This is a genomic window from Sphingomonas sp. MMS12-HWE2-04, from assembly GCF_044881185.1.
GTDB lineage: Bacteria > Pseudomonadota > Alphaproteobacteria > Sphingomonadales > Sphingomonadaceae > Sphingomonas.
Genome location: NZ_CP173254.1, coordinates 4081069 through 4093868 on the forward strand (window position 1 = coordinate 4081069; position 12800 = coordinate 4093868).

Sequence of the window (12800 nt, forward strand, 5' to 3'; positions counted from 1 at the left end):
CGCTCCGACGCGGATAAGAAAAAAGGCCCCGGCAGCGATGCCGGGGCTTTTTTGTATCCCTCCTCCAAGACAGGCTCGGCAGGGGCTCAGGCAGAGAAGGTAGACACTACGCGGTTCCGTCCGGCCTGCTTGGCGGCGTAGAGCCGCTTGTCGACGGCCTCGCAGAAATGGCGGACCTGGCCGTCATCCGGCGGGATGACGGTGCCCACGCCGACGCTCACCGTCACTACCGCGCCGCAGCCCGATCGCGCGTGCGGGATCTGCAGGGCTTCGACTGCTTCTCGGCATTTCTCGGCGATCGCCAGCGCCTCGGCCTCGTCGGTGTCGGGGAGCAGCAGCGCGAATTCCTCGCCGCCATAACGCGCCACGAGATCGCGCAGCCGCGACCCGGCCAGGCCGAGCGCCGCGGCGACCTTCATCAGGCATTCGTCGCCCTGAACATGGCCGTAAAAGTCGTTATACTGCTTGAAATGGTCGATATCGAGCAGGACCATCGACAGCGGCTCCTGCGCGGCGCGCGCGCTCTTCCACTCCGCGGCCAGGCGCTGGTCGAACAAGCGCCGATTGGCGCTGCCGGTCAGCCCGTCCTCGAACGACAATGCCTCCAGCTTCTTCTGCATCTTGAGCAGCTCGTGCTCGATCCGCTTGCGCTCGCTGATGTCGAACATGAAGCCGATCAGGCTTTCGACCTCGCCGGCTTCGTTGCGCACGACATGGACGACGTCGCGGATCCAGACATAGCCCTTGTCCTTGGTCAGCGCGCGATAATCGGCTTCATGGTCGATGCCGGCGAGCGACTGCGACACGCAGAAATTGACGACATAGTCGCGATCGTCGGGATGGATGCGCGAGGTCCAGTCCTCGACCGACACCCAGCTATCCTGCGCCCAGCCGAGCAGCGGCTCGATCTGCGGTCCGATATAGGCGAAGCGCATGCTCGCCCAGTCGATCTTCCAGGGGATCGCCAGCGTGGATTCGAGCAGCGTCTTGTAGAGCGCCGGATCGTCGCCGAGCTCGCCGAGCGGCTGGCGGACCGAAAAGGCTTCGTTGTTCAGGGGCAGGTTCATGGGCGGCGGAACTCGAGAGGGGTGTGTTCGGTGTCGGCTGCGTTCCAATACCAATAGGTGAAGCTGTCCTTGGTCTGCAGCAGCGTGTGGGTGACGATCGAATGCGCGCGGATGTCGCCCCAGGCGGCGCGCGCCGAATTGCGATTGTTGTGCAAGTCGATGCACTGGCTGCCGAGCAGCAGCGGCTTGGGCGGGATATAGAGCGCCGAACCCTGCGGTACCCACAGGTCGGCCAGCCGAATCCGGCCTTCCTGGTGCCAATAGCGCCCGACCGAGATCACCAGCGGGAATTGCGGATCGGTCGATGCGAAGACGTGCGGGAAATCGTGATGCTCGAGATCGGTGCATACCACGCTGAGCAGCATGTTTCCGGCTTCGGGATTGGTGTTCTGATAGGGCGACCAATGCCCGGCGAACACGCCATATTCATAGTGGTTCTGGTGGAGCAGTCCGCCGGGGCTGTCGACTTCGATCCCCTGGCCGGGCTCGACCAGCGTGATGCCGAACGCCGCGGCCACGTCGCGCGTCGCCCACATCGGCTCATAGCGGACGCTCTCGGCCTCGAAGCCGAGCTGGGTCTCGTTGCCATAGGGCGGCGTGGGCTTGAAGCCGATCGTGCCGGTGACGCGGTGCTCGGCACCCACCGCCACTTCGGGGCCGGTATGTGCCGGAGTGAGCGGGGTGATGCCGTCGGGCAGGCTGGCCCGATAGGTGGGTGTGCCCTTGTCGTTGTAGAAGAACGGCGTCTCGCCGACATGCACTTCGGTTTCCGACAATTCGCGGATGAAGACCTGCGGCAGGAAGTCGTAGGACGGAATGGCCGACGGGATCGGATCGATCGGGATGACCGGGGTGTGCAGCATAAGCGGGCCAGCTCTCGTTTGCGGCGAGGAAGCCCTTTTGTGACTCGGTGCGCGTTGCGATGTGGTTAATGGCTCCGCAATTCTACGGAGCGGCCGGCCGGGCGCGATGCCGCGCCAACGCAAAAGGCGCCGGAGTTTCCCCCGGCGCCTGTCGTTAAATCAGGGCTTTTACGCGGCCTGCTTGGCCCGCGACGCCTTCTTGCGCTCGTGCGGATCGAGGTGACGCTTGCGAAGGCGGATCTTGCTGGGCGTGACTTCGACCATCTCGTCGTCGTCGATATAGGCGATCGCCTGCTCGAGCGTCATCTTCTTCGGCGGGGTGAGGCGGACGGCGTCGTCCTTGCCGCCCGATGCGCGGAAGTTGGTGAGCTGCTTGGCCTTCATCGGATTGACCTCGAGGTCATCCGTCTTGGCGTTCTCGCCGACGATCATGCCCTCGTAGAGCGCCTCGCCATGGCCGACGAACAGGATGCCGCGATCCTCGAGCGGGCCGAGCGCATAGGACTGCGCCTCGCCATTGCCGTTCGAGATCAGCACGCCATTCTTGCGGCCCTCGATCTGGCCCTTGTGGGGGCCGTACTTCTCGAAGAGGCGGTTCATGATGCCGGTGCCGCGGGTGTCCGACAGGAACTCGCCATGATAGCCGATCAGGCCACGCGACGGCGCCGAGAAGGTGATGCGGGTCTTGCCGCCACCCGACGGACGCATGTCGGTCATCTCGCCCTTGCGCTGGTTCATCTTGTCGACAACCGTGCCCGAATATTCATCGTCCACGTCGATCACGACGGTTTCGTACGGCTCGGTCTTCTTGCCGTCCTCGTCCTCGCGGAACAGCACGCGCGGACGGCTGATGCCGAGCTCGAAGCCCTCGCGGCGCATCGTCTCGATCAGCACGCCGAGCTGAAGCTCGCCGCGGCCGGCGACTTCGAACGAGTCCTTGTCCTCGCTCTCGGTGACCTTGATCGCCACGTTCGACTCGGCTTCGCGTTCGAGACGGTCGCGGATCATGCGGCTGGTGACCTTGGTGCCTTCACGGCCCGCCATCGGCGAATCGTTGACGGCGAAGCGCATCGACAGCGTCGGCGGATCGATCGGCTGCGCCTGGATCGCCTCGGTGACCGAGACGTCCGCAATCGTGTTCGACACGGTGGCGACGGTGAGGCCGGCGAGCGAAATGATGTCGCCTGCCTTGGCTTCGTCGACCGGCACGCGATCGAGCCCGCGGAACGACATGATCTTGGAAGCACGGCCGGTCTCGATGACCTTGCCGTCCATGTCGATCGCGTGGATCGGCTGGTTGACCTTGACCACGCCCGAATTGACGCGGCCGGTGAGGATGCGGCCAAGGAAGTTGTCGCGATCGAGCAGCGTCACCAGGAAGGTGAAGGGCGTGCCCTCGACCTCGACCTTGGGCGGCGGCACGTGATCGACGATCTTCTGGAACAGCGGCTTGAGCGTGCCTTCGCGCAGCGACGAATCCTCATTGGCATAGCCGTTGCGGCCCGACGCATAGAGCACCGGGAAATCGAGCTGCTCGTCGGTCGCGTCGAGCGACACGAACAGGTCGAACACTTCGTCGAGCACTTCCTGGATGCGCTCGTCGGGACGGTCGATCTTGTTGACGACCACGATCGGACGCAGGCCGAGCTTCAATGCCTTGCCAGTGACGAATTTGGTCTGCGGCATCGCGCCTTCGGACGAATCGACCAGCAGGATCACGCCGTCGACCATCGAGAGGATGCGTTCCACCTCGCCGCCGAAATCGGCGTGGCCGGGCGTATCGACGATGTTGATGCGCGTGCCTTCCCAATCGACCGAGGTCGGCTTGGCAAGAATTGTGATGCCGCGCTCCTTCTCGAGGTCGTTCGAGTCCATCGCGCGCTCTTCGACGCGCTGGTTGTCGCGGAAGGTGCCGGACTGGCGGAAGAGCTGGTCGACGAGCGTGGTCTTGCCGTGATCGACGTGGGCGATGATCGCCACGTTGCGGAGGTTCATGCGTATATCCTGATTGGCCGCAAAAGGCGGTGTCGCGGGCGCCCATAGCGCAATTTGTGCGTTGCGGGAAGTGTTCCTGCCGTTACGGATAAACACATGACCGAACCACTCAAGATTTTGATCATTATGGGCAGCGTGCGCGAAGGGCGCATGGCAGAGCCCGTCGCCCACTGGGTCGCCGAGCAGGCGGCTTCGCGTGAGGCGCTCGATTGCGAGATTATCGACCTCAAGGACTGGAACCTGCCCTTCTATGCCTTTGCCAAGGCGCCGGCGGCGGGCGGCTATACCGATCCGCTGCAGATTCGCTGGGCGCAGAAGATCGCCAGCGCCGACGGCTATATCCTGATCGCACCCGAATATAATCACGGTGCGCCGGCGGTGCTCAAGAACGCGCTCGACTTCGTCTACGCCGAATGGAACCGCAAGCCGGTGACCTTCGTGGGCTATGGCGGCAATGGTGGAGCCCGTTCGATCGAGCAGCTTACCTGCACGACGCGCGAGCTGCGCATGGCGCCGCTCGAAGGCTCGGTCCACATCATGGGGGTTTGGGGCAAGGTGAAGGACGGCGTCTTCACCGGCGACGAGCGCGATGTGAAATGGCTCGGCCACGGCTTTGACGAGATCAGCTGGTGGGGCACGACACTCAAGGCGGGGCGCGAGCGCGGCTAGTGTTGCTTCCGTTTGCTCTCGCGGCGCTGCTGTCCCCGGCGGCGCTTGCCGCGCAGAATGCGGCGGGCGACCGCGAGGTGGCCCTCGTCCCGCGTAACGCCGACCAGGCGGCGCTGTGCACCGCCGATCGGCGCTGGTGCGTCGAACTGGTGCCGGCGGAGGGCGATGGCCCCCCGGTCCCGCTGGTGCGCGCCGGCGATGCGGCGACGCCCGCGGACGCGCCGCCGTCGGACTCGTCCGAAGACGAGACCTATGCGGTCTGGCCGCGGCTGATCCTGCTGAAGGACGGCGGCTTCCTGGCCGGTGTCGAGACGCGGACGAGCACCTCCTATTCGGGCGGCGGCGGCAGCGCGACTGCGCTCGGGCTGTTCCGGGTCGCGGCCGATGGACAGCCCGGCGGCAAGCCGGTGCTGGAGGTTCCGCTTCGCGCATCGCTGATGATCCGCGCCTGTTTCGACGAGAAGGACATGAAGCAGCGTCGCGGCGCCTGCCATGACGAATATCGCTTCTCGGGCACGCTGACGCTGGCAGGCGAGGCGGCGGGCGGCTTGCCGGGCCTCGCTTATGTCGCCGAGGCCGAGGCCTATCCGCGCGGCGTTTCCCGATCCGCGGATTCCACCACGATGGCTCGGCTCAAACAATCTGATCTCGTTTATGCCCGCGATCCGGCCTGCAGCTTTTCGCGGCATTTTCGCTTCGATGCGGCCGCCGGGGTCTTTCGCCCGGACACGGCGCTGCCGGACTGTTCGGACTATACGGTCCCCTGAGCGCGCGCTTGGCAAGGTCCTGCAGTGTACTATATAACTCACACACTTGGATAGCTGTTCGAAACTCCGTATTGGTGGATGCGACAGCTTTGGAGGGACTAGATGGCGACGGAAACTGCGGTGGCGGAAAAGGAACTGGTTCTGACGCCGCCCGATCCGGTGCCGGTGGTCGCGCCGGAGAAGGCAACCGGGCTGGTCCCGGTCGACGATGCGAAGAAGACCGAACTCGACAAGCGCGTCGACGGCTTCATCGACGATCTCGTCGCGCAGGACGTCAATTCGCCCGAATTCGGCAAGCGCGTCGATGCGATCGCGGCGATGGGGCAGAAGGAGATCCGCGACGCGGCGGGCCAGTCGAACCGCTTCCTCGATCGCCCAGTGCGCGCGATGGGCAACGATACCGGCGTCGGCGCCGACCTGCTCCAGCTCCGGAAAACCGTCGAAGAGCTCGACCCCGGCCGTAACGGCAAGCTGATCGGCGGCAAGGACGGCTTCTTCTCGAAGCTGTTCGGCGGCGGCTCGCCGCTCCAGCAATATTTCCGGAAGTATCAGTCGTCGCAGAGCCACATCAACGGCATCCTCAAGAGCCTGTCGAGCGGCAAGGACGAGCTGCTGATGGACAATGCCGCGATCGACACCGAGCGCGCCAATCTGTGGAACGCGATGGGTCGGCTCGAGCAGATGATCTATCTGTCCAAGGCGATGGACGCGAAGCTCGAGGACAAGGCCAACGAGCTCGATCATAGCGATCCCGCCAAGGCCAAGGCGGTGCGCGAGAGCGCGCTCTTCTATGTCCGCCAGCGCACCCAGGACCTGCTCACCCAGATGGCGGTGACGGTGCAGGGCTATCTCGCGCTCGATCTGGTCAAGAAGAACAATGTTGAGCTGGTCAAGGGCGTCGATCGCGCCAGCACCACCACCGTCTCGGCGCTGCGCACCGCGGTCACCGTGGCGCAGGCGCTCACCAACCAGAAGCTGGTGCTCGACCAGATCACGGCGATCAACACCACGACCGCGAACCTGATCGATTCGACCGGCGCGCTGCTCAAGAGCAACACCGCCGCGATCCACGAACAGGCGGCGAGCTCGACGATTCCCGTCGAGACGCTCCAGCGCGCCTTCCAGAACATCTACGACACGATGGACGCGATCGACACCTTCAAGCTGAAGGCGCTCGACAGCATGAAGACCACGGTCAACACGCTGTCGAACGAAGTCGAGAAGTCCAAGGGCTATATCGCCCGCGCCGAGGGCGCGACGCAGAACAAGGGCAGCACCGACGCCTTCAAGCTGGAGGCGATGTAAGCGTGCCCACCGACGTCGATCGCCAGCTTGCCGCCGCCGACGCGCTGCTCGATCGCACGCGCGAACGCTATGGTGCCGCCTCGAAGCGCGGCAAGCAGCGTCGTGAGGCCGAGATCCTGCGCCGCGTCGGGCGGATCGCCGCGGCCGATGCGGTGATCATCGTCGCGGCGCTGGTGATCGGCTTCATCGTGCCGCTCGGCATGTTCGGCGCGTTGGCGGTGATGGCGCTGCTGATCCTGGCAACGTTGGTCTTCGCGATCTTCCCGCTCTCTGCGCCGCCGCGCGCCGAGCAGCTCGCGCAAGTGCCGCTCAAGGCACTGCCGCTCACCACCGAGCGCTGGCTCGAGACGCAGCGCCCGGCGCTGCCCTCGCCGGTACGCGGCCTCGTCGACTCGATCGGCGTGAAACTCGAGACCCTTGCTCCGCAGCTCGCCCAGCTCGACGAGGCCTCGCCGGCGGCGAGCGAAGTCCGCAAGCTCGTCGGCGAGCAATTGCCCGAGCTGCTCAACGGCTATGCCCGCGTCCCCGAGCCGCTCCGCCGCGTCGAGCGCAACGGGCTGACCCCCGACCAGCAGCTCGCGCAGGGGCTGCAGGTGATCGACGACGAGATCGCCGAGATGTCGCAGCAGCTCGCCCAAGGCGATCTCGACCTGCTCGCGACGCGCGGGCGCTATCTCCAGATCAAATATCAAGGCGAGGATCTCTAGCGACGGCGTTGCTCGGCTAGTCGGGCCGTCGCCGCGATGTCGGGCGGTCGCCCAATTGGTCGAGCGCATCGGCATTGGCGCGGCCCCAGCCGTAGAGCAATTCAACCGGTTCGACGCAGCGCGTGCCCAGCGGCGTCAGCCGATAGATTACCGCGGGCGGCACTGCGCTCTCGACATGGCGCGTGAGCAGCCCCGTCTGCTCCATCTCGCGCAGGGTCTGGGTGAGCATCTTCTTCGAAATCCCTGGCAGGCTGCGCAGCAATACGCCGGTGCGCGCCGCGCCCTGATGCCGGGCATCGAGCGTGTGGAGGATCATGCTCGTCCATTTGGTCGCGAACAACTCGAGCACGCGTCGCGGCGCACAGTCCTCGCGCCATTCATCTTCTGCGCCCGCCATACTGGTTACCTCATGGTGCCTATGTCCCAATTCGGTGCGGTCTAGAAGGCGTGCGGGTCCTTGCCTAGATCGCATCCATCAAATTGAGGAGCATGGCGATGACACGGACGGCATTGGTAGTGGGCGCGAGCGGGATCGTCGGCAGCGCGACCGCGCAATTGCTGGGCGAACAGGGCTGGAGCGTGCACGGCCTCGCCCGGCGCCCGCAGGCGCTGGACGGCGTTGCGCCGGTCGCAGCCGATTTGCAGGACGCCGCGGCGACGAGGGCCGCGCTCGCCGCTCTCAACCCCGACGCCGTGTTCATCACCACCTGGCTGCGGCAGGATAGCGAGGCGGAGAATATCCGCGTCAATTCGGCGATGGTCCGCAATCTGCTCGACGGCTTGCCCAAGCCCACCGGCCCGCGCCACGTCGCCTTGGTCACCGGGCTCAAACATTATCTCGGGCCTTTCGAATCCTACGCAAAGGGCACGCTGCCGCAGACCCCGTTCCGCGAAGAACAGCCGCGGCTCGACGTCGACAATTTCTACTACGCGCAGGAAGACGAAGTCTTCGCCGCCGCGGCGCGCGACGGCTTCACCTGGAGCGTCCACCGCCCGCATAGCGTGATCGGCAAGGCGGTGGGCAATGCGATGAACATGGGCACCACGCTCGCAGTCTATGCCAGCCTGTGCCGTGAAACCGGCCGCCCGTTTGCGTTTCCCGGCTCCGCCGCACAGTGGAACGGCCTCACCGACATGACCGACGCAAAGCTGTTGGCGCAGCAATTGCTCTGGGCGGCGACCACCCCGGCAGCGGCGAACGAGGCATTCAACATCGTCAACGGCGACGTCTTTCGCTGGAGCTGGATGTGGGGCCGCATCGCCGCCTGGTTCGGGCTCGAACCGGCGCCGTTCGATGGAGTTGTCCGGCCGCTCGAAGTGCAGATGGCCGACGATGCCGCCTTGTGGCGCACGATCGCCGAACGCGAGGGGCTCGCCGAGCCCGATCTCGCGCGGCTTGCCTCGCCCTGGCACACCGATGCCGATCTCGGGCGGCCGATCGAAGTGGTGACCGACATGTCGAAGAGTCGCCGGCTCGGCTTCACTGGCTATCAGCCCACCGAGGATGCGTTTTTCGCGCTGTTCGCGCAGTTGCGGGCGGAGCGACTTATTCCGTGATCCGACCCGGCGCTGCGACGGGAGTCAGCGCTGGCCTACGGTCGCCGCCGCGCGCTCGGCCAGCCGCGCGACTGCGGCGGCGTGGATTCCCGGCGCAGTCGCCAACACCCCGAACGCCTCTGCCTTGGGGGTGTTGAAGCCGAGCGGCCGTCCGAATGCGTCGCTTACTGCTGCGCCTGCTTCCTGCGCGAGCAGCGCCGCGGCGGCGATGTCCCATTCATTGCCCCAGCGGATCGTGGCGAGCAGGTCTGCCTCGCCCGCCGCGACCATGGCGATGCGCAGGGCGATCGAATTGGGCTTGGCGACCGTCACCAGGTCGCGATCGATCCTGGAGAGCTGGTCGGCCGGCACACGCGCGCCGGCGAGCTGGTCCCGCTCCGCCACCTGGAGCCGCGCGCCGTTGCGAAACGCACCTGCGCCCGCCTGGGCGGTCCACACCTCGTGCCGCGCCGGCGCGTCGAGCACGCCGATTACCGGCCGACCCTTTTCGACCAGGGCCACCGAGACGCACCAGCCCGGCCGCCCGCGCAGATAGTCGCGCGTCCCGTCGATCGGATCGACCACCCAGATCCGCTCGGCATCGAGCCGCGCGGCATTGTCGATCGTCTCTTCGGAAAGCCAGCCGGCGTCGGGCAACAAATGTCCCAAACGATAGCGCAGCATGCCATCGACCTCGAGATCGACCGCGCATACCGGATTGCCCGGCGACTTCTCCCAGCGGCGGAAATCGGTATCCCACAATTTGATCGCGAATTGCCCCGCCTCGGCGGCGATGTTCGCGACTTCGGCGGCCAGATCGGAGGCCTCACTCACCAGCGATCGTCAATCCATCGATGCGCAGCGTCGGCGCGTTGATGCCATAACGGAATTCGAGGTCGTTGGCGGGCGTGAGCGCCAGGAACATGTCCTTGAGGTTGCCTGCGATCGTCACTTCGGAGACGGGCCCGGCGATCTCGCCCTTCTCGATCAGGAAGCCCGCCGCGCCGCGGCTATAGTCGCCGGTCACGCCATTGACGCCCTGGCCGATCAGCTCGGTGACGAGCAGGCCATAGTCGATCTCGCCGACCAAGGTTTCGGGCGGGATGCTGCCGGGCTGCATATAAAGGTTGCTCGGGCTTACCCCGGGGCGCCGCCGATCCCGCGCGATGCGTGTCCGGTCGGCTCGAGCCCGAGCTGTCGCGCCGAGGCGCTGTCGAGCAGCCAGGTCTCGAGCATGCCCGCATCGATCAGCGTCATCGGCTGGACGGGCAGGCCCTCGCCATCGAACGGTCGCGAGCGCAGCCCGCGCGGACGATGGGGATCGTCACAGATGCTTACGCCCTTGGCGAAGACCTGCTTGCCTAGCGAATTGAGCAGGAAGCTGGTTTTCCGCGTGATCGAAGCCCCGCTGATCGCGCCGACGAAATGGCCGACCAGCCCAGCGGAAACGCGGCGGTCGAACACCACGGGCATCGCGCCGCTGGGGATTTTCCGCGGGTTGAGCCGTGCCACCGCGCGCTCGCCGGCGCGGCGGCCGATATCCTCGGGCTTCTCCAGCGCGGCGGCGTGGCGGGCGCTGTGATAGGCGTGGTCGCGCTCCATTCCGCTGCCGGTGCCCGCCAGAACGCTTGCCGACAGGCCGTGCCCGGTCTGGGCATAGGCGCCGGCAAAGCCGTGGCTGGTCGCGATCGCCGTCACCGATCGGCTCCCCCAGGCGCTGGCGCCCTCGCTGTTGGTCACGCCTTCGACGGCGCGCGCGGCTTCCTCGGCGGCAAGCGCCTGCGCGCGCAGCGCCTGCGGCTCGGAATGCGCGCCGTCATCGAGATCGAGCAGCGGGGGATGGCCGTGAAGCAGCCGCGCCTCGGGGGCCAGGCCCGCCCATTTATCCTCGGGCGCCTCGCGCGCCATCGCGATCACCCGCTCGACTAGCGTATCGAGCGAGCCGCTGCTCAGGTCCGAGGTCGAAACGCTCGCCGAGCGCCGCCCGACGAATACGCGAAGCCCCATCTCCTCGCTCTCGGACCGCCCGACATCCTCGAGAACGCCCATCCGCACCGATACCGAAAGCGAGGCATCGGCGGCAAAGATCGCATCGGCGGCGTCGGCGCCGGCAGCGCGGGCGCGCGCGACCGCGTCGTGCACGCGCTCGCAGGCTTGGGTCTCGGTCAGCATCCTGGGGACTTAGGAGCCGGGGCGATTCGGCGCAATGGAAGGCCGGCGTTACAGCGTCTGCCCTACGACGAAGCACGCGGCGAACATCAGCAGCCCGGCATTGCGGTTCGAGCGGAAGCGATGCAGCGCATTGCCGCCGTCTGCGGGCGCCAGCGTCAGCACCTGCCAGGCCAGGTGCACCGCGATCGGCAGCAGCGCGACCAGCGCCAGCGGATCGGGCCGCAGCATCCAGAAGCTAGCGCCCCACAGCAGCAGCGCCGCGAGGTAGAACAGCGCCACCCCGGGGCGCACCCGCGCCCCGAGCCGCCGGGCGGAAGAGCGCACGCCGACCAGCGCATCGTCCTCGACGTCCTGCAGCGCGTAGATCGTGTCGTAGCCGATCACCCAGAAGATCGATCCGGCATAGAGCAGCAGCCCGGGTGCCCATTCGCCGTTCCAGTCCTGCGCCCAGGCCTCGGCCCAGCCGACCAGCGTCGCCCAGGAGAATACCATGCCCAGCCAGGCCTGGGGCCACCAGGTGATCCGCTTCATGAAGGGATAGGCGGCGACCAGCGCGAGGCTCGCCAGCGCGACGATCTGCGCGGTGGTCCGCAGCTGGAGCAGCACGATCAGCCCGATCGCGCACAGGATCAGCAGCCAGGCCCAGGCCGCCTTGAGCGACACCGCACCGCTCGCCAGCGGGCGGCTGGCGGTGCGCGCCACCTGCCGGTCGAGGTCACGGTCGACGATGTCGTTATAGACGCAGCCGGCGCCGCGCATCGCGATGCTGCCGAGCAGGAACCACAGCAGAAGGTCCCAGCGCGCCACCGCCTGTCCCGCCAGCGCGATTGCCCAGGCGCCCGGCCAGAACAGCAGCCACCAGCCGATCGGCCGGTCGAACCGCCCGAGCAGCGCAAAGGGACGCGCGGCGGCGGGCAGCAGCCGCATCAGCCCATGATGCTCGGTATCGGGAACGGTCTCGGGTGCGCTGGCCATGGCCGTCTTTGCCGTGCCGGGATCGCGATGAACAGGGGCGTTGCAACGCTCCTGGCGATCCGCCAGACCGGCCGCATGGTGCGCGCTGCCGCCCTTGCTGCCGCCTTGCTCGTCGCCGCGCCCGGCTGGGCTTGTTCGTTGATGCCGGGCTACCGCGTCCTCACCGCGCTCGAACTCGCCGAGCGCGCCGATACGGTGGTGATCGCCGAGGTGGTCGGCGGCGCGACGATCGGGCCCGATGCCAGCGATCGCCTCGGCGTGCGCCCGACCCTGTTGCTCAAAGGCGCAGAGCTTCCAAGCACGCTCGCGATTCGGGGCTATCTCGAGCGCCCGGATATGCGCGCGACGCGCAGCGACCCCGCCGCGCTGCGCGAACCCAATCCCGATGCGCTGATGGGCGGTTGCACGCGCTACCTCTTCGCCAAGGGGATGAAGCTCGTGCTGTTCTTCAAGCGCGACGGCAGCGAACTGCGCTTCCTCGACTATCCGTTCGCGCGGGTTTCCGAGGATGTGCGCTCGGACGACGCACGCTGGGTCAAGGCAGTGCGGGTCTATATCGACATAGCGAGGCTTCCCAAGGCAGCACGCCGCACCGCACTGATCGCCCGCCGCGACACGCTTCGCGCCGCCAAGGATGCCGATTCGCAGGCGATCGCCACCGATATCGACCGGGAGCTTTTTGAGGAGCGCGGGCCGCTGCTCGACTGAAATATTCCGGCACATTGCGGCGACAAAGCCGGGCTA

12 protein-coding genes and 1 pseudogene are annotated in these 12800 nt (G+C 66.6%); 6 read left to right on the plus strand and 7 right to left on the minus strand.

Features of this window, described 5'->3' with window-relative positions:
* Window positions 1–86 precede the first annotated feature (86 nt).
* From AB2M62_RS19455 to typA, 3 genes are all read right to left on the minus strand, one after another.
* The gene (locus AB2M62_RS19455; protein WP_404336496.1) at window positions 87–1067 is read right to left on the minus strand and encodes a GGDEF domain-containing protein; all 981 of its coding nucleotides are present in this window, start codon (window positions 1065–1067) and stop codon (window positions 87–89) included.
* The gene (locus AB2M62_RS19460) at window positions 1064–1930 is read right to left on the minus strand and encodes a hypothetical protein (protein WP_404336497.1); all 867 of its coding nucleotides are present in this window, start codon (window positions 1928–1930) and stop codon (window positions 1064–1066) included. Before AB2M62_RS19460 ends, AB2M62_RS19455 begins: the two co-directional genes overlap by 4 nt.
* Window positions 1931–2098: 168 nt before the next feature.
* The gene (typA, locus tag AB2M62_RS19465) at window positions 2099–3925 is read right to left on the minus strand and encodes a translational GTPase TypA (protein ID WP_404336499.1); all 1827 of its coding nucleotides are present in this window, start codon (window positions 3923–3925) and stop codon (window positions 2099–2101) included.
* Between the two features lie 96 nt (window positions 3926–4021).
* On the opposite strand from typA, the gene AB2M62_RS19470 reads away from it, so the two are divergent.
* The 4 genes from AB2M62_RS19470 (at window position 4022) to AB2M62_RS19485 (ending at window position 7373) form a co-directional block, all read left to right on the plus strand.
* Entirely contained in the window at window positions 4022–4594 is a 573-nt protein-coding gene (locus tag AB2M62_RS19470) for an NADPH-dependent FMN reductase (protein ID WP_404336501.1), read from the plus strand.
* Between the two features lie 2 nt (window positions 4595–4596).
* On the plus strand, window positions 4597–5361 hold the full coding sequence (locus AB2M62_RS19475) for a hypothetical protein (protein ID WP_404336503.1): 765 nt from the start codon (window positions 4597–4599) through the stop codon (window positions 5359–5361).
* Between the two features lie 102 nt (window positions 5362–5463).
* The gene (locus tag AB2M62_RS19480) at window positions 5464–6666 is read left to right on the plus strand and encodes a toxic anion resistance protein (protein WP_404336505.1); all 1203 of its coding nucleotides are present in this window, start codon (window positions 5464–5466) and stop codon (window positions 6664–6666) included.
* A gap of 2 nt (window positions 6667–6668) precedes the next feature.
* Complete coding sequence (locus tag AB2M62_RS19485) at window positions 6669–7373, plus strand: hypothetical protein (protein WP_404336507.1); 705 nt, start codon at window positions 6669–6671, stop codon at window positions 7371–7373.
* A 16-nt stretch (window positions 7374–7389) separates the two neighbouring features.
* Here the strand turns inward: AB2M62_RS19485 and AB2M62_RS19490 are convergent, their stop codons facing one another.
* Complete coding sequence (locus AB2M62_RS19490; RefSeq protein ID WP_404336509.1) at window positions 7390–7770, minus strand: winged helix-turn-helix transcriptional regulator; 381 nt, start codon at window positions 7768–7770, stop codon at window positions 7390–7392.
* Between the two features lie 98 nt (window positions 7771–7868).
* Between AB2M62_RS19490 and AB2M62_RS19495 the strand changes: the two genes are divergently transcribed.
* A complete protein-coding gene (locus AB2M62_RS19495; protein ID WP_404336511.1) occupies window positions 7869–8930 on the plus strand; it encodes an SDR family oxidoreductase in 1062 nt (353 codons plus the stop codon).
* A gap of 24 nt (window positions 8931–8954) precedes the next feature.
* Here AB2M62_RS19495 and AB2M62_RS19500 read toward each other — a convergent pair whose 3' ends face one another.
* The 3 genes and pseudogenes from AB2M62_RS19500 to ubiA form a co-directional block, all read right to left on the minus strand.
* Entirely contained in the window at window positions 8955–9746 is a 792-nt protein-coding gene (locus AB2M62_RS19500) for a 3'(2'),5'-bisphosphate nucleotidase CysQ (RefSeq protein ID WP_404340052.1), read from the minus strand.
* A pseudogene (locus AB2M62_RS19505) lies at window positions 9736–11081 on the minus strand (TldD/PmbA family protein). The gene AB2M62_RS19500 and the pseudogene AB2M62_RS19505 overlap by 11 nt, the downstream one beginning before the upstream one ends.
* Before the next feature lie 48 nt (window positions 11082–11129).
* The gene (ubiA, locus tag AB2M62_RS19510; RefSeq protein ID WP_404336513.1) at window positions 11130–12056 is read right to left on the minus strand and encodes a 4-hydroxybenzoate octaprenyltransferase; all 927 of its coding nucleotides are present in this window, start codon (window positions 12054–12056) and stop codon (window positions 11130–11132) included.
* 27 nt (window positions 12057–12083) lie between these two features.
* Between ubiA and AB2M62_RS19515 the strand changes: the two genes are divergently transcribed.
* Window positions 12084–12764 (plus strand): hypothetical protein, encoded by a 681-nt coding sequence (locus AB2M62_RS19515; protein WP_404336515.1) that lies wholly within the window; start codon window positions 12084–12086, stop codon window positions 12762–12764.
* The last annotated feature ends 36 nt before the right edge of the window (window positions 12765–12800 follow it).

Coding starts and splice junctions, on each gene's coding strand:
- AB2M62_RS19455 (WP_404336496.1), bottom strand. CDS start 1,067: ATGAACCTGCCCCTGAACAACGAAGCCTTTTCGGTCCGCCAGCCGCTC.
- AB2M62_RS19460 (WP_404336497.1), bottom strand. CDS start 1,930: ATGCTGCACACCCCGGTCATCCCGATCGATCCGATCCCGTCGGCCATT.
- typA (WP_404336499.1), bottom strand. CDS start 3,925: ATGAACCTCCGCAACGTGGCGATCATCGCCCACGTCGATCACGGCAAG.
- AB2M62_RS19470 (WP_404336501.1), top strand. CDS start 4,022: ATGACCGAACCACTCAAGATTTTGATCATTATGGGCAGCGTGCGCGAA.
- AB2M62_RS19480 (WP_404336505.1), top strand. CDS start 5,464: ATGGCGACGGAAACTGCGGTGGCGGAAAAGGAACTGGTTCTGACGCCG.
- AB2M62_RS19490 (WP_404336509.1), bottom strand. CDS start 7,770: ATGGCGGGCGCAGAAGATGAATGGCGCGAGGACTGTGCGCCGCGACGC.
- AB2M62_RS19495 (WP_404336511.1), top strand. CDS start 7,869: ATGACACGGACGGCATTGGTAGTGGGCGCGAGCGGGATCGTCGGCAGC.
- ubiA (WP_404336513.1), bottom strand. CDS start 12,056: ATGGCCAGCGCACCCGAGACCGTTCCCGATACCGAGCATCATGGGCTG.
- AB2M62_RS19515 (WP_404336515.1), top strand. CDS start 12,084: ATGAACAGGGGCGTTGCAACGCTCCTGGCGATCCGCCAGACCGGCCGC.